Here is a 16,628-nt window from a genome sequence, read left to right as displayed (position 1 = left end):
TTTATTTCCCTCCTTTCTTTGCTTCTTTTTCTAGCATGTCGAGTTTGTAGCTGATGAGTCCAAATAGGAACGCTTTGAATTGTCTTGGTGCTTCGTATAAATCAAGGAGTTCTGATGGGGAATAGTGAAGCTCGTGCATGGCGTAATATAAAAACACGGCTTCTTTATCCCCATCTTTTATTAGTTTTTTGCTGCATCTTCTAAATCTTCAATTTCGTCTTCAAATCCGTTGATTTCGATGGCTTTGTTTAACCAGTTTGCGTATTCACCGCCGACAGACAAAACACGTTTTGCTACTTCAACTGGATCTTGTGTGCTGTAGGCTTCTCTTAATTCCTTTGAACGGAAATCTGGGTAAATAGTAGATTCGATCGCAATCCGTGCATAGAAGCGCTGGCTGTCTAAGTCTTTCACGCGCCCTCTGCCTTTGACATTTTTGAACGTTGTGTTTTCTTTTTCCAGCTCATCAATGCGTTCAGTGGTAATTGCTTTGAAGACAAAAGGGATGACATTTCCTTTTTTATCAACAAAACGCTTGGAAATCGGTACTTTGACTTCTTCCGCTTCTACTGTTTGTCCTGGCATAAAAAATGAAAGATCAAATGTTTGTTTTTCGCTCATGTTTAAAAACTCCCTTTGATTTGTTTTTTGAATGCAAAAAAGCACATCCATTTTTTGAATGTGCTTTCCAATCTTTTCATGTATAATATAAATCGTACAATTGGACGGCTTGCTCAAGGGTGTCTGGCTCATCCCCGATAGGAAGGGGGTGATGCTCATGTCAACATTTCAAACGCTTATGTTAATGCTTGCATTCGGGTCATTTATCATTACCCTGTTGACGTATATAGACAAAAAATAGACTCCCCTTGAGCTGTGGAAGGTTAAAGGGAAGTCTACCTAAAGAACCTATTCGATAAGCCAGCCCCTTGAAGGGCCTTATTGTACATTGCCAGGATGTTGACGCATCCTGGCTTCTTTTTATTCTATGCAAATTTCTTTGCATGTAAACATAATTTTGTGTTCTCGGAATGCTTTGGGAATGCTTTGCGCATTCTCTTTGCATTATAGCATACCCGTGACTAAATGAAAAATCACGTATTGTTTCGTCATTCTTCGTGCTTTTTGTGAGAAATTAGAATGTATCTTTCAATTTCTGAGGCAGATCAAAGTCCTCGAATGTGAAAGGAACTTCCTCTTCAAGCGCCTCTGAATCGACATCCAGTCCAGCAATTTTTGCTGAATCAAAGTTGACATCAAATAATGTTACACGCTCTGTGCCTCGGCCTGATGATTTATCATCAAGCACAGCTTGAAGAGTGAAATAAGGATCTTCCCCTTTTTTCACATAGTTAAGCATGAGTTGTACGAAACGTGACGTGACTTTATAGAACGTTGCCGTTCCTGTTCCGTTTGCTCCTGTTGTTTTATGACCAGTCATTCGGCGGCCCATGACGTTGACTTCGGATTTGTTTTTCTCTACGTTTGCTTCGAAGGTTTTGATAAATGCAAGCTCCTCACCTTCTAAGAAAAGACGACCTTCTTTACCTGAAATAGTATTTTGCGCTTTAAAAGCCATCTTACTTCACCTCCACATTGAAATAGAATTTTTCTGCTGCATCTACTGGTTGAACAGCTAAATCGATGATAAATCCATCACGATCTTCATTGAGACCAATCACGATATCTGTTTCTGAGTTAAAGCCTGTAATGCCACTTCCATCTTGTAGTTGTGTGAGATACTGTGTAATCAGTGTTTTCACAAGCTGAATACCATCATCTGATGCTGGAATGTCATTGCCATTGGCTTTGCGTAATTTAATCAAATTTTTCAATTCAAACGTTAAATCATTGTTGATCGCATCAAGCACACGAATGATTTTGTTTTTCGCCATTTGCTGGTTCTTTTCAGTCGTGAAGCTTGTTAAGGAGTTAATATCTTTTTCTACGCTCACAGTACGGTCTCGCGCATCAAAGGTGAAAAGAAACTCCCCTTGTGATAATCGGTATTCTACTTGATCATTATCAATGCGTTCTAATGTATCTACTGCTCCATCGTATTCAACAAAGGTAAGTGACTGATTGAAGTTCGCTCCTGCACTTGCACCTGCGACCCATGCTGTTGTTAGAGCAGGCGTCAATTCTGTCCCATCTTCTAAAACAACACCACTTGTGACATTGATGATTCCCTCTTGGTCAGCTGCATAATTGGCGACAACCCCTTGCACCTTACGTCCTTGCTTATCGCGTAAACGCTCAATAAATGAGGCAAAGGTTGCTTTTAATTGCTCACTATTATCGACTGGAAGAGCAATGACATCAAAGTATTCTGTTTCTGCTGCTTCTAGGAAAACTGTGTAATCTGCGACACTTGCCACACCATTTTTACCGCCGCTTAGTGCCTCGCCAGCTGTAATGACTGCTTCACCTTCGCCAGAAAATTGAACATATTTGTTTTTGACAAGATCTTTGACATCCGTGACAACCTGCTTATCGACCATATCTGTTCCAAGATAGGTGATGACGTCACGTTTTGTGCTATCCAGTACATTTTCTGCGACTTGTATGGTAATCTCATTTCCTTTTATGCCGCCATAATTTGCTGTAACCACAAAATTTTCTGCGATTTCGGCTTTGGCCGTCTCTCCTTCATTTAAGCGATAAAGTAAGACCGTTTGCGCTTTTTTCTTCGCTTCACGGAAAAGAAGGAGTGACTTATCATCAATGTTGAGCCCGACTTTCTTATTTAAGTCTTCCATATTGGAAACCGAAATAAAGGTTTTTGGTTCTCCCCAGCTCATCACAAGAGGAAGTGCCACTGTACCTCGATCTCCTAAAGTAATTCTCTGCTCTGCTGTTGTTTTAAAATTAAAGTAAATGCCAGGACGCTTTTTCTCTGTACCTGGTGTAAAAGTGCCTCCGTTCATCCTTTAAACCTCCTTGGACAAAAAAGCATCAATATGCTTCTTTGCTTCTGTTTTTGTAATTGGTTGATGCTTGATATAAAAAAGAGCACCTTCAAGAATTTCTGGTTTTACCCCAAAAAGATCCTTACTGTGCTCTTTTAAGGCTTCAAATGAAAAGCCAAATTCTTTTTCTTCGCCAGCTGTTTGATCGAGCTGTACTTTTTTAGTCTTGCTCACGTTTGATCACCCCATCTGAAAAGTTGATATCTTCTAGGCTTGGCTGTTTGTCTCGGTTGTACCAATAGCAGCTATCCCACGTCAGGACAATCGCTGCTACACCTTGATCTATGATTCTTGTTTCCACTCTTTTTATGCGGACATAATCATCAAGCACCTCTCCCTGTTCACTGATCATCTGAATGATTTGACGATCAGCAAGCAATGCATCGGCGACAGTTTCTGCTGCATCATGTGCTTTCTCAGTATCAATATGAAACACTTTCACTTGTAGCGAATAAGATTTCATAAAGGTAGACACTGTATCTGGACCACTGATGACTGTCACTGGCGGCACATAAACGGATGGAACTTGAAAGCGCTCTGGCAAAAGACGATCATACATTGTCACAGGAAAGTGTGTGTATATATAATGCATGATTGCCCCGACTTCTTGATTCATTCCATCACCTCCCAAAATGTCGATCGATCCAGCTTTGAAGCTTTCGATCAAGCGAATGTTCAAACATTTGTTCATAGAGCATGACAGCATGATCCCAGTAACCATTTCCAACAATCCATTGAGATGCCAGCATCATCCCTGTACTTGCATTCGGATCATATTCAAAGCGGCCGCCAGTCCACCTGCCAGGCACCCATCTTCGCTCTCCACTTGAAGAAACGGCATGTCCATCATTGACGTAAGAGGCATATTCAAGCTGCGTTCCAACTTCAAGCGTGAGACCGCCTCGTGTGATAAGAAAATAATTCTCCTTGTCACCTTTTTGAAAGGAGCTTAGAAGCCGGCCTGTATCTACAGCTTTTTCCTTGATTAATTCATCCTGAATCATGTCTAAAAGCTGTAAGCCCAACTCCTGTAACCAATCTTGATACTCCGCCTTTAAGCCACCACTCGCCTTCTTGAGCTGGGAAAGCAGCCGGTCAAATCCATCAATTTTCATAGATTTTCCTTTCTGACAGCCATCACTTCAATGTGATGATTTTTCACTATTTTAGGGTGCTGTAACTTAAGCGAGACCCCGTTCCATACCATTTTGTCATGCAGGCGAATATCACTTGCTAAAGGAAAATGGACAAGATAGGACTGATAAATCACTGTATTCGGTTCTTCTTGCATGAGTGACTGGTTTTTTTCGATAACATAGCAAGCCAGACCTCTCAAGCTTGGAGTATCAGGATAAGAGAGTGTCATTTGCCAATCCTCTGCTGGAATACCAAATTTCCCGCAGACAGCCTCCTCGTTTTCCAGGTGAAAAAGATCACAGCGATCCGTTAATAGAGAATGATAGCTCATAATGATCTCACCTTTAAATTGGCACTGCCGCCAGTTAGCGATGGTTCAATGTAATCAACTAGCAGGGCATACACATGTGGTCTGCCTTTTAGATGATTTGCTGCCTTCGCATATGAATAATCGCCCATTTTTTCTGATGTAAATCCTTTCATCATGGATTCATCATCATTCAGCATGGCGAAATACTGGGCCATTTTTAATATGGCGATTCTTGCTTTTTCGGGGAGGGGCTGATATTTTTCGTTCGTAAAATCGTGACCTACAATCTGAAATACCGCAGCTTCTGCTTCGATAATATCTGCTGTCAGTCTTTCTACAGATCGATTTTTCACACGATCAAATACAGAATAGGCTTGTACTTCCTCAGCAGAAATAATCATGGTCTGCCGTCTCCTACTCTTTCACTTTCATCACTTTTGCTACAGCATCCTCTTCCTCAAATTTGCTGTCGAGCTTCGCTGTTAGGACAATAATAAACTTACGGCTGCGAATATCTTTTTCTACTTCAATGCGAATATTGCGTGAAAAACCTATAATAATATTTTTAGGATGTGTCAGTAAAATATCTGATACGTCTGTTCCCGCTTCGTCATATGGCTGCATATTGGCAAGCCCTTTGACCGGGACTCCAAATGCGGAAGAAAGTCCGCCTTGAATTGCCGCATCTCCGAGGCCTGTTTGACGGTTTGCTACTTGATCCTTCCACTCGACCTCTAGACTTGGAGATGTGTAGAAACGGAAATCCTGAGGAACACGTAAATATTTTGATGGCATCGCTTTATAGGCTTGCTTGAACATCTGGCGGCTAATTTCCGCTCCATTTGCATCAAAAACATGAGATACCGCCTGTTTTCTTACGCCATCTATTTGAGCTAAAAACGGATCTGATGATGTCGTATCACCGTTGACGATCAGCTCTTCAATATCGACTGCCGCTCGTTCCGCCAGCATTTGCATAATGGTCTGCTGAATTCCGTCTTTTTCAATATTGTTTTCAATGCTGTCGTAGGTCATATGGATCTCTGCAATGACCTCTTTCGCATTTAGCTGGACAGTGCTTGTCGCAGGGACAACGCGGTCTTTTGCATCAAGCGCTTGTCCTTCTTCTGCTGGGCGCAAAATACGCTGGCCAAAGCCGATTTTTTCGATTTTTTGTGAATCACTTTCCATCGGAATGATGCGTGCATCATTTAAAACGGTTGGTGTGTTTTGCATCATTCTAATGAATGTATTAGATTGGGTTGCGTTCATGAGACCGCCGGTTTTTAGACTGGCAAGTGTCATTTCAGCCTTGCGAATCAACTCTTGATTTCTCACACTTTTTCCTCCTTATTTAGGCTTATAGTAAGCCATCCCAAATGGGCTTTGTACTGTCATTTTGTGTATCGTGGATTGTTTGTTTTGAAATGCCCCGCGCTTTTTCAAGCATGTGAATCCGCTCTGAAATAGGCAAAAGTTGCTGCTCCAGCACTTGCTGAATCCCTAATTTTTCTCTGCTGGCTGATTTCTCTAATAAAGAGAGCTGATCACGAATCGGCGCAACCACTTGCTCCAACACTTTTTGGACAGGCTCTTCCCCTAGTAGATCTGTTTCCTGTTTTTCCGCTTGCTGTAGAACATTTTCAATGGCCATTTTTGCTTTTTCGAGCTCGCGTACTTGATCCATCGTCAGTACGGCATCTTGTTTTAGAACGGATGCTGGTCTTTCGCCAATCGTTTGAAGGACATTATTTGTCTTCAAAACGTCCTGCATAATTGGAATCAATTGTTCAAGCGCAGCTCTTACGCTAGACTCATCACCATCACTCGACTGTAATGTTTCCAGGAGATGGTCTAAAACACTCCAAAATTGTTGTGACATGTTTGCACCTTCCTCTTTCAAAAAGAAATTTTTCAGCAAAGAAAAAAGCCCTCTCTCATTCGTCTCTTGAGGTGAGAGCTGATCGTGTTCTTCTATTTCAACGATGTCCGCCGTCCCAGCCATTGAGTAGCCAGTAATGTGGCCTTGCTGAATTTGATCCCAAATATCTTGTGAAGCCTTTGTCACAAGTACCCAAGATCCTTTTTGAATCAGTTCCCCTCCTACTTCAAAATCCGCTGGGGCAATGTATGATTCAACGACTTCGCCAACACCATCTTGAAAATTATGCTGCTTGTCAATGTGACGGGCATCCTTCATAAAGCCATGTGCCGCCCTTTCAATTTCCTTGGCGGACATAAAATCTTGGTGTGCATCGGGTGTATTCGGTTCATACACGACACCATACACAAGACGATGAGCATCTTCTGCCTTTGTCAGGACATTAACTTCCTTTTGAAAGTCAAGCTGCCGTTTTGCCTTTATCAAAAAGAATTTCTTTTGGTTTGCTGCCCTGTCCACATAGGAAACATGCGTAATTTTTGCGTTTTTTAATTCTCTTGGCATATGTTCACCCCCTTTCAAAAAAGCTCAAGAACTTCTGTTTATTCCTCCAGCTGTTTCAGCTCAGTTTGAGACGGTTCATCAGCTGCTTTCATTCGGCTTTCTAAAGGTCGATGATAGAGTTCCTCCGGCCATTCCTCTAACGTTTTTCCAAGAATGCGTCCCGCCAGATCTCGTAAATCGTTTGGAGACACTGCCCCAGCCTGAATAAAAGGCGTAAGGACCTTCGCAATCTCTAATGGATCTCTAAAGTCAGGACCATTTAATAGCAAGCGGACATGCCATATATCAAGATCCGGCAGGAAAAGGGTATTCAGTTTCCCTGTAATGAGATGCCGCTCGGGCTGAAATACCTGCTCCTCTGTTATTTTACGCGCAGTATCTGCCGTGGCTTTGTTATAATCTTGAGACTCACCTGTGTAAATAGGCGGCAGGCGAAAAGCGGAACGGATTTTGTTTCTAGTCTTTTCATCGTATTCTAAAAAGAGCGCATCCTCTTGCAAGATCTCCGCTAAGGATTTAAAGTTCACTTTAACATTTGATACATCTTCTTCGCCTGTTAATCCTTTTTCAGTTGGGAGACCTTCTACTTCAAGCAATAAAAACTTATGCGCATGATCAGTGCCTTCAATATCGTCCATATAATCCTGAAGCTGCTGATAAGAAGCCTCTGACAGCATTCCATTTTCGACAACGATGGCACCAGGTACATGCCTTCCCTGCTTAAAATAAAGATAGTTCAGCTCTTCTGCCTTACGTGCTCCGTACATATTAACGATATTGCCAATCCATCGGGGAATCCCATACGTTCCACTGCCGATTTTAAAATGAATCACTTCTGTTGCTCTCAGCGGCTCTGGCGTGGTGTCATCATATTTGCCTGTTTCACAATTTAAAATGCGCGGATCACCATACTCCTTGAAAAAGACTTTCTTTTCATTCATGATCTGCACATATTGACGGAATCGTTTCTTTCGATTCATCGTCTTCAATTCGCCATTTTCTGTGTGTTTGAAATCGATGTCGACTGGCTCACTAAGCTTGCAAATCCGAATATGGAGCGCATCCAAATACTCAATGCCTGCCGGCTTTCCTTGCCCATCCCGCAGCACCTCTAAAAAGCCATTCCCCGTTTTCTCTCGGTCTTCGAGTACATAGCCAAGAATCACGTCGGCAGACTCGTCATAGTTCATGTATTTCGTAAACTCTTCAAGTCTTGTCCATTCCTTCTCTGCGATCTTCTTTTTTCCCGGTTTCACACCTTCTGCATTAAAGTCAAAGGCGTATTCTACTCCAAAACCAAAGCCTAAAATGTTTGTTTTATAGGCATCAATGCATTGCTGAAGAATGGTCGAATATTCTGCCATGCTTTTTAATTCATTGATATGATAGGGCGGGGGAACAATGTTATCTTTTTCGTAGGAAAATTCATCTTCATACATTTGTTTTGTGTGATCAGACATGTTTGCCTTCATAATCGTTGCTTTCAATTGTTTCATTGTATGGACCTCCTCTCTCTGTTTGGACGGACACGGTTCGAAGCGGTATATTTCAAATCCGTCACCTCATAATCATCCAGCGCATACCAAATGGCTGATAATGTGTGCGGGTCGATTTGAAATTCATCTTCCTCTAAGCGGCCGTCCTTATCTGCCTTATAGGTCAGTGATTGAAGTTCATAGATGGTATAAGGGCAAGCATCGGAACAAATGATTTTCTTAAACCGTTTGATTTTCTTTGTATATTGCAGGCGTGAGCCCTGAAACTTATGCGCTGCCACCATTTGAAATCCGCGCTGCCGAAAATAGTGAATGGTTTTAGGCTCTGCTGCGTCTGCCTTAATGAGTTCCTTTGATTCTACAAACTCTTTTAGGTCAACGGCTGTTTCATTATCTGTTTTTCCGCGGTCGTAATATTCCCAATAAATATATAAGTACTTTTTTTCATGATCGACGGCTAATCGAATTAACGCATTATAGGATTCAACAAATCCAAAATCCATGCCCGCTCGTTTCAGCGGTCTGTCAATCTGCTGAATCGCTTCTAATACGTCAGCATGATCTCTCACATAAAATTGAGGAAAAACCTTTGTGCCATTGATTCCGAAATATCCCTTCCTCGCAATTCGATAAAGGTCTGGGTCGTATTCTTTCAGCTCATCCAGCTGCTTCACATAGCTTTTAGGAAGAAATAAGTTATCTTCTGCTGTTGAGTGGTGATAGTACGTATCCTTGATGACAATGGTTCGCTTTTTGTATAAGGTCTCGTCATCAAGAACAAATCGCTTCAGCTGCTCATCTCGAAAGAAATGTCTGTACGTCCAATTATCCTGACCAACAGGGTTGGTCGATAACATCATATAAAGAGATAATGTCGGGTGCCTCAGCCTTCCAAGCAGTTCTTTAAAACCTTCATAAGAAACCTCAGAACACTCCTCAATCCAAATGATCGAAATATTGTTGATCGACTTCAGCTTCTCAGGCTTGTCCAGCCCTTTAAATAAGATGCTGCTGCCGTTTCGAAAGGTGAGTGCAAGCGGCGAACTGCGGCATTTCACAACATGATCGATGCCAAGGTCGCTGACGATTTCTTGCAATAGAGAAAATGTCGACTCTCGGTGCGTATCATACACCTCTCGAATGACAAGTGCTGTCCGCTTTTCCTCCAGCAGCTTTAAGATCAGTTTCAGCGCAATATGATAGCTTTTGGAGGAGCCATAGCCGCCTACTAAAAATTGAAACTTTTGATCCCAATCGAATAGAAAGTGTTCAAAGTGAGGGTTGACTTCTTTTTCAATCAACGGCGTCATGAGTTGTCCTCTTTTCGCTTAATCATGATGTGAAGGTCTTCCTCTTTTTCCTCACGCACTGCTTTTTTTGTTTTTTCGATCGTCAGTTCAATTTGCTTCAGCCTTAATCTTCGTTCGTCTTTCGCATGAGCGAGCTCTTCAAACTGTTTAATAAGACGTCTGAGCTCTCCCATTGCACGAGATTGGGCATTTAAAAAAGTGGCATGCCGGTCCCATGAAAATTGAAACGAAAATTCTTCTGACGTGATTTCTGGTTCTGGATGAATACCTTCTATTGTTTCTTCCTCTAATGAAGAAGGTATGTACGTCGCCTTTTTCAGCTCTTTGATCATGTCATCTCGATCTGCTACATGCATGATTCGCTGCGCCCGAATAATGGCTGCGTATTGAATTTGAATTTGATCCCAGATTAAATCAAGTGATGTGCGCCCGCCCATTTTCTCCATGATTTCAATCGTTTCATCCGAAAGAAATTGATTGAAAATCGAGTGCGCCTGCTTTGACGATTTTTTTTGTCTTTGCCAACCGTATCGCCTTTTCCATGATTTGACGGTATGGATCGAGACGTTGTAATGATCAGCTAGTTGCTGGTACGTCATCCCTTTCATATAATCCTGCTTTGCTTGCATCCGTTTATCTTTCATTTACATTCACCTGCCGCCTCCTTTTAGTTCGAATGATTCCCTAAAAAGGAATCCATTTGTGTAGGGCTACGGTCTTTCTATCTATAGGTGGCAAATGTAAGACAAGCTCTGAATGATTCATTTTCTAAAGAAAAAACGCCTATTCAGCAGCTTTGAATAGGCGTTCTTGTACTTTTTTGGACATTTTGGTCCGAGCTCTTTCCATATGTTTTTGGACAGTTCCTTTCTTTACATCTAGCATAATCGCAATCTCGCTAAATGAAAGTCCCTGCGTTGTGTGCATAAAGAATACATCCTTCTCTCGATCTGTTAAAACGGACAAAGCCTCGTCAACTCGTCTTTTGTCCCGCTCACTTACCTCTCTTTCTTTCTCTTGAATAAGGGTGTATTCATGTGATAAGGCCTCTAATACTTCTGGATTTGCAAGGATGGTACGCTGATAAACAGAACGTCTGTCTAATCCCCTGCGTGCGCCTGGCTCTCTGCCGATTTGAAGCCAGTCCACAACGTATTCTAAATCGCTTACCATACTGGCGATCATTTTTTTATCATGCTTATCTTGATCTGACAGCTGCTTGTCTTCTTTTTCTCTATATGGTTCATATCGTTTTCTAGCGTCCTTTAATGCTCGTTTGTATTCGATGAGTAAGTCTTGCATGTGTGCGCTCTCCCTTTTTTAGAAAATAAAAAACGGACACCAATCAGCCCCTTTAAGTAGGGTCTTGATCAGTGTCCGCAGGCTTTCCGTCTTGGACTTATTATGTTGTGATTTAGTCATCAGGCTAGCTGATTTTAAAACCAATCTCGTGATCCACTCTTGCAAAATGCCCCTTTGCTGTTTGAATAATGGTTTTTCCATGCTCAGGTACATCCATCATATAGGCCGTTCCTACATTTCCATCTAACACAATGATTTGAATCTTTCCTTTTTCCATTTCACCGACAAATGTCTGGTTTTTTTGAATCATTAGTTGTTTTGGCTCGTTCATATGCTTGTCTCCTTTTTTGGTGATGACCTCATGCTGTCACCGACAGTATTTAAAATGACTTCCACTCTTGGGCGCATGCTATAAAACTGAGAAACTCTTAAATCCACAATCTGTAGAGGTGCTTCATCGGTAATGGTGCAAAGTGCTTCTAGAATGTGTTGTAACTTGACTGGAGGATGCTTATGTTGCGATCTCCCGTCATCCTTCGCCCACTGCCTGATGTCTTGTTCGTTTTTACTCGCTTTGAGCAAACATTTCATGAATGTAATGACCTTCTTCAATCGGTTCATGTGGTTCTGATCTCCTTCTTCTTTTTTCATCAGCGGCTTGCGCTACCATGAGGGTCATATATGTGTTCTTCTCTTTTGCTGTCGGGAAAACAAATATCGGTTCCCTTTGATAAAAGTTAATCCAGCCTCCAGCTTGTACTAAGCAAAGCTGCGCTTCTTTTCCGCAATCAAACTTCAACTGATGTCTCATCATCAGATCCCTCCTCACTGTCGCCGTCTTCTACTTGATAACCATATCGCTTGATCTCATAAGGCCAGTAACTTTTTGGATATCCAAAATCATTGATTTGTGTCACCATCGGATGTTCAATATTCATTCTGTTTGTCTCCCCTTTTTTAAGAGCGGTCTTCTTTTAAAGAATTACTCTTTTTGTGTAACTTTTGGCCAAAAAAACTCTTGAACACTGATATTTAACAAATCTGCAATCTACTTTGTTATGTCTAGCTGGGCTTCGTTCGGCCCATTTCTTCATAGTCACTCGTGTACTTATATGCAAGTTTTTTCACCATATAAGTTTTTGTTTTTCCTTGTAAGATTCATTCTTCTGGTGAATTTTCAAGTTTCATCTTCCCTATTACTCGATATGTGTAAGTTATGTTCATTATAATAATATACACGAAACGAGTAAGTCAATCATATTTTTATTCTTTTTGTGTATTTATTTATCTTTTCCGTGTAATTCATGATAAAATTTACACATAATATGAAAAAAGGTGTTTCCAATGGATAATTTGACTGGAAAGATTTTAACTGAATTAAGAGAGAAGCATGGATGGAGTAAGTCAACCGTTGCTAAAAAACTTGGGTTAAAGGCGATGTCTACCTATGCGAACTGGGAATATGGATTGAGAAAGCCCGATGGTGAAATGATTGTAAAAATCGCAGAGTTATACGGGGTCTCAACAGATTACCTCCTCACAGGTAAAAACAAAGGCGTCACTGATGACGATCTTGCAGACGATCCTGATTTGCAAATTGCGTTTAAAGCTGCCTCCGACTTTTCCGAAGAAGCCCGAAGACAAACCATCGATTTTATTAACTACATTAGAGAGAAAGAGAAACAAAAAGGCCGTCAGTTAAAACAGCCAGACAGCGAATAAGGAAAACTGGCTAAGTGCCTGCTCTTTCATGATCTTTTTCAAAAGCATCACATTGCTGGGTATAAGCCCAGCTTTTTTATGCCTCTTTTCCCCCTAAAATGAGAATGACATATAAACAAAAAATCATGTGTTTTTTGATCTCCTTGCATCTCTTTCGTTAATATATGACAATTTTAACCATAAATACTTTTTTTCACTTATTCTTATTGACATATAATTCTATTATTATTAATATATGTATATACCAAAAAAAGGAGTGTTCACAATGAAAAATTTAATGAAAGCCTGTACATTGTCTTTAGCTGCTTTAGGTGCTCTTACATTCTTCCAATCTGAAGGTGCTCATGCAGCTGCACAGCCTAAAGAATCAGTTATCGCAAAAGCTCCTATTATGAACAAAGTGATCACTGTGAACCGTACGCTTTCTGTAGGTTCTTCAATCGCTGTCTCTCTTCCAGCAAATCAAATTTCTGTATCTGGGGCAACGTATGCCATTCAATTAGATCAAACTGCTCCAAACTTCACTTGGATTCGTGCCGTACAACGCGGTTCTGTGACTGTTTCTTACTATAATTCGCAGGGTGAGCTTGTCATAAATTATATTACTGTTCGTTAATATCCATCTTTACATATCAAAAGGCGATGAACATGAAGTCATCGCCTTTTGGTGTTTTTGCTAATGAATTGATTACCATGCAAGAGGTTTAGACATTCTTGAAGCAGACGACGGGGAATTGTTACTATCCTGCACGCACCTATTAAGTAAGATTTCATTTTTTTCAAAAAAAAGTAAAGTTAAATATGATCTTTAATGTCAAAAGGGGGTATTGTCCGGTTGAGAGATATACAATGCTGACCAAAAACCATTGTTAAAATGGCGTTTGCGCTCAGAGCACTTGATGCAGATTCGATCCCAGTCTACTTTCTTCATGCAATCGAAGGAAACCTCTTGAACATCAAGAACGAACACACCCGATAAAAGCGTTAAAGGTGTTGGCACTGAGCGATTCATTAATCTAACAAAAGAAATTCGGGTATCTGGGGAAGAGAGTTTAATTTACGGACGCTGCAGCCGCTAGCCCTTTATGCGGCAAACTCTATTTTTGTAGTCGATTATTTTACAACAAAATGTCAACAAGTCCAAGCCGATCATCACCTCATTGAAGATGTAGGTTTTGAAATAGAGGAATGTGCACTATAGCAAAAAGTCTGCCGATGGCTCGGCAGACTTTTGACATGAGATTAGAATCTTTTACTGAATTTGACAGTACCGCTACCTTCTTCACGGTCAAATCTTCCAATAAATATCCAGTTAATATAGCCGACGTCACCATTGTTGACAAACGTGCCATCTTCAATATCAAAGTAATACCATCATAGACGACATTGTTCAGTCCACTAAAGTCATGGTATTGACTTAAGTTTTGTACAACAACATGATGGTTTTGACCTGCTTCAGAATAGAGGGACAGAACCATTGAAGTAGCGATCACAGTACTGACGAAAAATTCACTTTTTCCCTCATTACTTCTAACTCCTCCTTAAATCTACTACCCTTTCTTTTGTCTCTTAAACACTAATTTATGAAAAAACTTTATTTCCTACAAATTAAGAGGGGTTTTACTGTTTAAAAAAGGCATAACAACAAAAAAACTCTCTTTCAAAAGAGTATTTTACATAAACAGGATAAATAAAATCAGACCTAGGATGATTCGGTATATCGCAAAAGGCACAAGTTTGATTTTATTGATCAGTTTTAGGAAGAATCGAACAACAAAGAGAGCCACAATAAACGCACTCACAAAGCCGACGATAAAGAATGGAAGCATATCTGTCGTTAAGTATTGGGCATTTTTTACAAGTGTTAAGGAACTTGCCCCTGCCATTATCGGCATGGCCATGATAAACGTAAAGTCAGCCGCAGCTCGGTGATTAAGACCTAGAATAACACCACCTGCAATAGTAGAACCTGAGCGGGAGAAGCCAGGCCATAATGCCAAACATTGAAACAGCCCGATATAAAGTGCCTGTCTGTACGTCATGTTATCCACAGAGCTTGTTTCTGATTTATGTTTATTGATCCAGTCAGCGACAAGCATCAGCACTGCCCCTAAAATCAATCCGACAGCAACCGTTTTGACATCAAACAAATATTTATCAATATAATCTTCAAATAAGAATCCTAAAATGACGGCTGGGACGAGTCCAACAGCAATTTGAGCAATGGTCAGCTTATGTCCGCTGCGCTTTTGTTCTTCTGTGATATTTTTCTTTAAGCCTAACAAGTTCAAAATACGATCTTTAAACACGATCATTACCGCTAGAATAGAGCCTAATTGGATCACGACTTTAAATGTATTTGCCGCTTCTGGCGTAATAATTTCCTTCGATTTTAACCAAAGATCATCAACAATGATCATGTGTCCTGTAGACGAGACAGGTGCATACTCTGTTAACCCTTCGACAATTCCTAAAATCAGTGCCACGAATAAATCCCATAGATTCATGATATTCTTTCCTTTCAATTCTGATCTTTTGAACATGTCAAACATCTATGTCCACATAAAGACAAGCTTCCTTTTTCGAAAGCTCGTCTTTATGATACTATATTTTTTTAAAAAAAGATTATGACATCAAACCTTCTCTTCTTTATACAAATTGGATCGCATTTTGAACCAATCAAACAAGTGGGTCGTGATGACTTTCAAAACGGCATACGTCGGAATAGCGACAATGACACCAACCAAGCTGAACAATTTAGCCGCTGTTAAAAGAACAAAAATGATGGTAATCGGGTGAATTTGAAGATTTTTCCCCATGACTTGCGGCGAAATAAATTTCCCCTCAATCAACTGAACAACTGTCCAAACAATAATCAGTTTCAACAGCATCACTGGTGACGTGACAAGCGCAATCACAATTGCTGGTGTAATGGCAATTGTTGGACCAAGGTAAGGCACTACACTTGTACATGCCGCAATAATGGCTAGCAGCAAGGCATAGTCTAACCCGATAATCATATATCCAATTAAAAGAAGAAAACCGATACAGAAGCTGACTATAATCTGTCCACGAATATATGAGCTCAGGCGATGGTTCATTTCGTGAAGCACGATATGTGTATGATCTCTTAGCTTATAAGGAATAAATTTCAAAAAATAGTCTGGCAATTTTTTGCCGTCTTTTAATAGATAAAACAGAATAAAAGGAACTGTGATGATCGAGATGATAATTTCTGTCAGTGCACCTAGGAAAGTCCCTACACCGGTAAAGGTGCTTTCCAAAATCTTCGTCGCTTGACTTGATGCTTTACTGACCAATTCCGATACGTTAAAGTTCATCGTATTCTGCACTTGATTAATAAAGTTGCTCCCTGTTAATTGTCTAATCTGATCTTCTACCGTATCGACATATTTCGGAAAGTTATGAAACAGGCTCATGGTTTGTGCCTGTAAAAAAGGAATAATGGCCACAATGGTTATTGTAATAATCCCAATAATGACAATATATAAAAGCAAAATCGAATAGATCCGCTTAACTCTAAATCTCTCTAACAAGTTGACAATCGGATTTAATAAATAATACACAACCCCCGTTAAAATAATCGGTAAGGCAATGGTTTTGATGAGTACAATGAGCGGTGTGAAGATAAAAGATGCTTTCGTGAAAACAAGGATGTTCAACCCTATTAATAGCAGGATGAGTAAAAAGAGAACAAACTTGTTATCAAGAAAAAATTTTCTAAATTGACTGCTCCACATTTGCATAGAATTCATATCGTTCCTCCAAACACGGGCTATTATATTAATAAATTGTACACTACTTGATCATGATATGGTGATCATTGTTTTAGCTTTTTTTCCAAACCATATCATCAGAATCGGCTGTACAATCAGCCTTATCCATAGCACTGCTTGTTCTGTGCTCTCTTGACCT

24 protein-coding genes and 1 pseudogene are annotated in these 16,628 nt (G+C 40.4%); 4 read left to right on the top strand and 21 right to left on the bottom strand.

Annotated elements, in window-relative coordinates; genetic code table 11:
* Position 1 precedes the first annotated feature (1 nt).
* Positions 2 to 139, bottom strand: a complete 138-nt coding sequence (locus WAX46_RS05700) for a hypothetical protein (RefSeq protein ID WP_008344097.1) — start codon at positions 137 to 139, stop codon at positions 2 to 4.
* A gap of 41 nt (positions 140 to 180) precedes the next feature.
* Positions 181 to 621 carry a phage tail assembly chaperone gene (locus WAX46_RS05695; RefSeq protein ID WP_008344099.1) on the bottom strand — a complete coding sequence of 147 codons (441 nt, stop codon included), beginning with the start codon at positions 619 to 621 and terminating at the stop codon, positions 181 to 183.
* 151 nt (positions 622 to 772) lie between these two features.
* Between WAX46_RS05695 and WAX46_RS05690 the strand changes: the two genes are divergently transcribed.
* Positions 773 to 862 (top strand): putative holin-like toxin, encoded by a 90-nt coding sequence (locus tag WAX46_RS05690; protein WP_442895657.1) that lies wholly within the window; start codon positions 773 to 775, stop codon positions 860 to 862.
* Positions 863 to 1,135: 273 nt separating this feature from the next.
* Here WAX46_RS05690 and WAX46_RS05685 read toward each other — a convergent pair whose 3' ends face one another.
* The 17 genes from WAX46_RS05685 to WAX46_RS05605 form a co-directional block, all read right to left on the bottom strand.
* Complete coding sequence (locus WAX46_RS05685) at positions 1,136 to 1,579, bottom strand: phage tail tube protein (protein ID WP_226567369.1); 444 nt, start codon at positions 1,577 to 1,579, stop codon at positions 1,136 to 1,138.
* 1 nt (position 1,580) lies between these two features.
* The gene (locus WAX46_RS05680) at positions 1,581 to 2,927 is read right to left on the bottom strand and encodes a phage tail sheath family protein (protein WP_336493477.1); all 1,347 of its coding nucleotides are present in this window, start codon (positions 2,925 to 2,927) and stop codon (positions 1,581 to 1,583) included.
* A 3-nt stretch (positions 2,928 to 2,930) separates the two neighbouring features.
* Positions 2,931 to 3,143 (bottom strand): hypothetical protein, encoded by a 213-nt coding sequence (locus WAX46_RS05675; protein WP_226567371.1) that lies wholly within the window; start codon positions 3,141 to 3,143, stop codon positions 2,931 to 2,933.
* Positions 3,130 to 3,585 carry a phage tail terminator family protein gene (locus WAX46_RS05670; RefSeq protein ID WP_226567372.1) on the bottom strand — a complete coding sequence of 152 codons (456 nt, stop codon included), beginning with the start codon at positions 3,583 to 3,585 and terminating at the stop codon, positions 3,130 to 3,132. Before WAX46_RS05670 ends, WAX46_RS05675 begins: the two co-directional genes overlap by 14 nt.
* A 4-nt stretch (positions 3,586 to 3,589) precedes the next feature.
* The gene (locus tag WAX46_RS05665; protein ID WP_336493476.1) at positions 3,590 to 4,084 is read right to left on the bottom strand and encodes an HK97 gp10 family phage protein; all 495 of its coding nucleotides are present in this window, start codon (positions 4,082 to 4,084) and stop codon (positions 3,590 to 3,592) included.
* On the bottom strand, positions 4,081 to 4,437 hold the full coding sequence (locus WAX46_RS05660; RefSeq protein ID WP_336493475.1) for a YqbH/XkdH family protein: 357 nt from the start codon (positions 4,435 to 4,437) through the stop codon (positions 4,081 to 4,083). Before WAX46_RS05660 ends, WAX46_RS05665 begins: the two co-directional genes overlap by 4 nt.
* Positions 4,434 to 4,817 carry a protein YqbG gene (gene yqbG / locus WAX46_RS05655; RefSeq protein ID WP_226567375.1) on the bottom strand — a complete coding sequence of 128 codons (384 nt, stop codon included), beginning with the start codon at positions 4,815 to 4,817 and terminating at the stop codon, positions 4,434 to 4,436. The genes WAX46_RS05660 and yqbG overlap by 4 nt, the downstream gene beginning before the upstream one ends.
* A gap of 13 nt (positions 4,818 to 4,830) precedes the next feature.
* Entirely contained in the window at positions 4,831 to 5,754 is a 924-nt protein-coding gene (locus WAX46_RS05650; RefSeq protein ID WP_336493474.1) for a phage major capsid protein, read from the bottom strand.
* Positions 5,755 to 5,776: 22 nt separating this feature from the next.
* Complete coding sequence (locus WAX46_RS05645; protein WP_336493473.1) at positions 5,777 to 6,862, bottom strand: XkdF-like putative serine protease domain-containing protein; 1,086 nt, start codon at positions 6,860 to 6,862, stop codon at positions 5,777 to 5,779.
* A gap of 38 nt (positions 6,863 to 6,900) precedes the next feature.
* Positions 6,901 to 8,358, bottom strand: coding sequence for a phage portal protein (locus WAX46_RS05640; RefSeq protein WP_226567378.1), 1,458 nt, complete (start codon positions 8,356 to 8,358; stop codon positions 6,901 to 6,903).
* Positions 8,355 to 9,668 (bottom strand): PBSX family phage terminase large subunit, encoded by a 1,314-nt coding sequence (locus WAX46_RS05635; protein ID WP_264188660.1) that lies wholly within the window; start codon positions 9,666 to 9,668, stop codon positions 8,355 to 8,357. The genes WAX46_RS05640 and WAX46_RS05635 overlap by 4 nt, the downstream gene beginning before the upstream one ends.
* The gene (gene terS / locus WAX46_RS05630) at positions 9,665 to 10,312 is read right to left on the bottom strand and encodes a phage terminase small subunit (protein WP_226567379.1); all 648 of its coding nucleotides are present in this window, start codon (positions 10,310 to 10,312) and stop codon (positions 9,665 to 9,667) included. Before terS ends, WAX46_RS05635 begins: the two co-directional genes overlap by 4 nt.
* A 139-nt stretch (positions 10,313 to 10,451) precedes the next feature.
* Positions 10,452 to 10,970, bottom strand: a complete 519-nt coding sequence (locus WAX46_RS05625; RefSeq protein WP_226567380.1) for a sigma-70 family RNA polymerase sigma factor — start codon at positions 10,968 to 10,970, stop codon at positions 10,452 to 10,454.
* A 124-nt stretch (positions 10,971 to 11,094) separates the two neighbouring features.
* Positions 11,095 to 11,280 (bottom strand): XtrA/YqaO family protein, encoded by a 186-nt coding sequence (locus WAX46_RS05620; RefSeq protein ID WP_376776417.1) that lies wholly within the window; start codon positions 11,278 to 11,280, stop codon positions 11,095 to 11,097.
* 17 nt (positions 11,281 to 11,297) lie between these two features.
* Positions 11,298 to 11,561 (bottom strand): hypothetical protein, encoded by a 264-nt coding sequence (locus WAX46_RS05615; protein WP_226567382.1) that lies wholly within the window; start codon positions 11,559 to 11,561, stop codon positions 11,298 to 11,300.
* The gene (locus WAX46_RS05610; RefSeq protein ID WP_336493472.1) at positions 11,536 to 11,781 is read right to left on the bottom strand and encodes a hypothetical protein; all 246 of its coding nucleotides are present in this window, start codon (positions 11,779 to 11,781) and stop codon (positions 11,536 to 11,538) included. The genes WAX46_RS05615 and WAX46_RS05610 overlap by 26 nt, the downstream gene beginning before the upstream one ends.
* Positions 11,759 to 11,908 (bottom strand): hypothetical protein, encoded by a 150-nt coding sequence (locus WAX46_RS05605; RefSeq protein ID WP_226567384.1) that lies wholly within the window; start codon positions 11,906 to 11,908, stop codon positions 11,759 to 11,761. Before WAX46_RS05605 ends, WAX46_RS05610 begins: the two co-directional genes overlap by 23 nt.
* Before the next feature lie 406 nt (positions 11,909 to 12,314).
* Between WAX46_RS05605 and WAX46_RS05600 the strand changes: the two genes are divergently transcribed.
* From WAX46_RS05600 to WAX46_RS05590, 3 genes and pseudogenes are all read left to right on the top strand, one after another.
* Positions 12,315 to 12,692 carry a helix-turn-helix domain-containing protein gene (locus WAX46_RS05600; protein WP_226567385.1) on the top strand — a complete coding sequence of 126 codons (378 nt, stop codon included), beginning with the start codon at positions 12,315 to 12,317 and terminating at the stop codon, positions 12,690 to 12,692.
* Between the two features lie 265 nt (positions 12,693 to 12,957).
* On the top strand, positions 12,958 to 13,308 hold the full coding sequence (locus WAX46_RS05595; RefSeq protein WP_336493471.1) for a hypothetical protein: 351 nt from the start codon (positions 12,958 to 12,960) through the stop codon (positions 13,306 to 13,308).
* A 249-nt stretch (positions 13,309 to 13,557) separates the two neighbouring features.
* Positions 13,558 to 13,893: pseudogene (locus WAX46_RS05590) on the top strand (biotin synthase BioB); the annotation flags it as partial.
* 472 nt (positions 13,894 to 14,365) lie between these two features.
* Here WAX46_RS05590 and WAX46_RS05585 read toward each other — a convergent pair.
* Both WAX46_RS05585 and WAX46_RS05580 read right to left on the bottom strand, forming a co-directional pair.
* Complete coding sequence (locus WAX46_RS05585; RefSeq protein WP_226567387.1) at positions 14,366 to 15,199, bottom strand: undecaprenyl-diphosphate phosphatase; 834 nt, start codon at positions 15,197 to 15,199, stop codon at positions 14,366 to 14,368.
* A 126-nt stretch (positions 15,200 to 15,325) separates the two neighbouring features.
* Complete coding sequence (locus tag WAX46_RS05580; protein WP_336493470.1) at positions 15,326 to 16,468, bottom strand: AI-2E family transporter; 1,143 nt, start codon at positions 16,466 to 16,468, stop codon at positions 15,326 to 15,328.
* Between the last annotated feature and the right edge of the window lie 160 nt (positions 16,469 to 16,628).

Origin of the sequence: Bacillus sp. FJAT-53060 (genome assembly GCF_037104745.1) — a bacterium.
Lineage (GTDB): Bacteria > Bacillota > Bacilli > Bacillales > Bacillaceae > Bacillus > Bacillus stratosphericus_B.
Note: the sequence above shows the minus strand (reverse complement) of the source record. Positions and strands in the feature narration are given on the sequence as shown.

Bases quoted from the DNA above. Each gene is read 5' to 3' on its own strand.
- WAX46_RS05700 (WP_008344097.1), bottom strand. From the start codon at position 139: ATGCACGAGCTTCACTATTCCCCATCAGAACTCCTTGATTTATACGAA.
- WAX46_RS05695 (WP_008344099.1), bottom strand. From the start codon at position 621: ATGAGCGAAAAACAAACATTTGATCTTTCATTTTTTATGCCAGGACAA.
- WAX46_RS05690 (WP_442895657.1), top strand. From the start codon at position 773: ATGCTCATGTCAACATTTCAAACGCTTATGTTAATGCTTGCATTCGGG.
- WAX46_RS05685 (WP_226567369.1), bottom strand. From the start codon at position 1,579: ATGGCTTTTAAAGCGCAAAATACTATTTCAGGTAAAGAAGGTCGTCTT.
- WAX46_RS05680 (WP_336493477.1), bottom strand. From the start codon at position 2,927: ATGAACGGAGGCACTTTTACACCAGGTACAGAGAAAAAGCGTCCTGGC.
- WAX46_RS05670 (WP_226567372.1), bottom strand. From the start codon at position 3,585: ATGAATCAAGAAGTCGGGGCAATCATGCATTATATATACACACACTTT.
- WAX46_RS05665 (WP_336493476.1), bottom strand. From the start codon at position 4,084: ATGAAAATTGATGGATTTGACCGGCTGCTTTCCCAGCTCAAGAAGGCG.
- WAX46_RS05660 (WP_336493475.1), bottom strand. From the start codon at position 4,437: ATGAGCTATCATTCTCTATTAACGGATCGCTGTGATCTTTTTCACCTG.
- yqbG (WP_226567375.1), bottom strand. From the start codon at position 4,817: ATGATTATTTCTGCTGAGGAAGTACAAGCCTATTCTGTATTTGATCGT.
- WAX46_RS05645 (WP_336493473.1), bottom strand. From the start codon at position 6,862: ATGCCAAGAGAATTAAAAAACGCAAAAATTACGCATGTTTCCTATGTG.
- WAX46_RS05640 (WP_226567378.1), bottom strand. From the start codon at position 8,358: ATGAAACAATTGAAAGCAACGATTATGAAGGCAAACATGTCTGATCAC.
- WAX46_RS05635 (WP_264188660.1), bottom strand. From the start codon at position 9,668: ATGACGCCGTTGATTGAAAAAGAAGTCAACCCTCACTTTGAACACTTT.
- terS (WP_226567379.1), bottom strand. From the start codon at position 10,312: ATGAAAGATAAACGGATGCAAGCAAAGCAGGATTATATGAAAGGGATG.
- WAX46_RS05625 (WP_226567380.1), bottom strand. From the start codon at position 10,970: ATGCAAGACTTACTCATCGAATACAAACGAGCATTAAAGGACGCTAGA.
- WAX46_RS05620 (WP_376776417.1), bottom strand. From the start codon at position 11,280: ATGATTCAAAAAAACCAGACATTTGTCGGTGAAATGGAAAAAGGAAAG.
- WAX46_RS05615 (WP_226567382.1), bottom strand. From the start codon at position 11,561: ATGAAATGTTTGCTCAAAGCGAGTAAAAACGAACAAGACATCAGGCAG.
- WAX46_RS05610 (WP_336493472.1), bottom strand. From the start codon at position 11,781: ATGAGACATCAGTTGAAGTTTGATTGCGGAAAAGAAGCGCAGCTTTGC.
- WAX46_RS05605 (WP_226567384.1), bottom strand. From the start codon at position 11,908: ATGAATATTGAACATCCGATGGTGACACAAATCAATGATTTTGGATAT.
- WAX46_RS05600 (WP_226567385.1), top strand. From the start codon at position 12,315: ATGGATAATTTGACTGGAAAGATTTTAACTGAATTAAGAGAGAAGCAT.
- WAX46_RS05595 (WP_336493471.1), top strand. From the start codon at position 12,958: ATGAAAAATTTAATGAAAGCCTGTACATTGTCTTTAGCTGCTTTAGGT.
- WAX46_RS05585 (WP_226567387.1), bottom strand. From the start codon at position 15,199: ATGAATCTATGGGATTTATTCGTGGCACTGATTTTAGGAATTGTCGAA.
- WAX46_RS05580 (WP_336493470.1), bottom strand. From the start codon at position 16,468: ATGAATTCTATGCAAATGTGGAGCAGTCAATTTAGAAAATTTTTTCTT.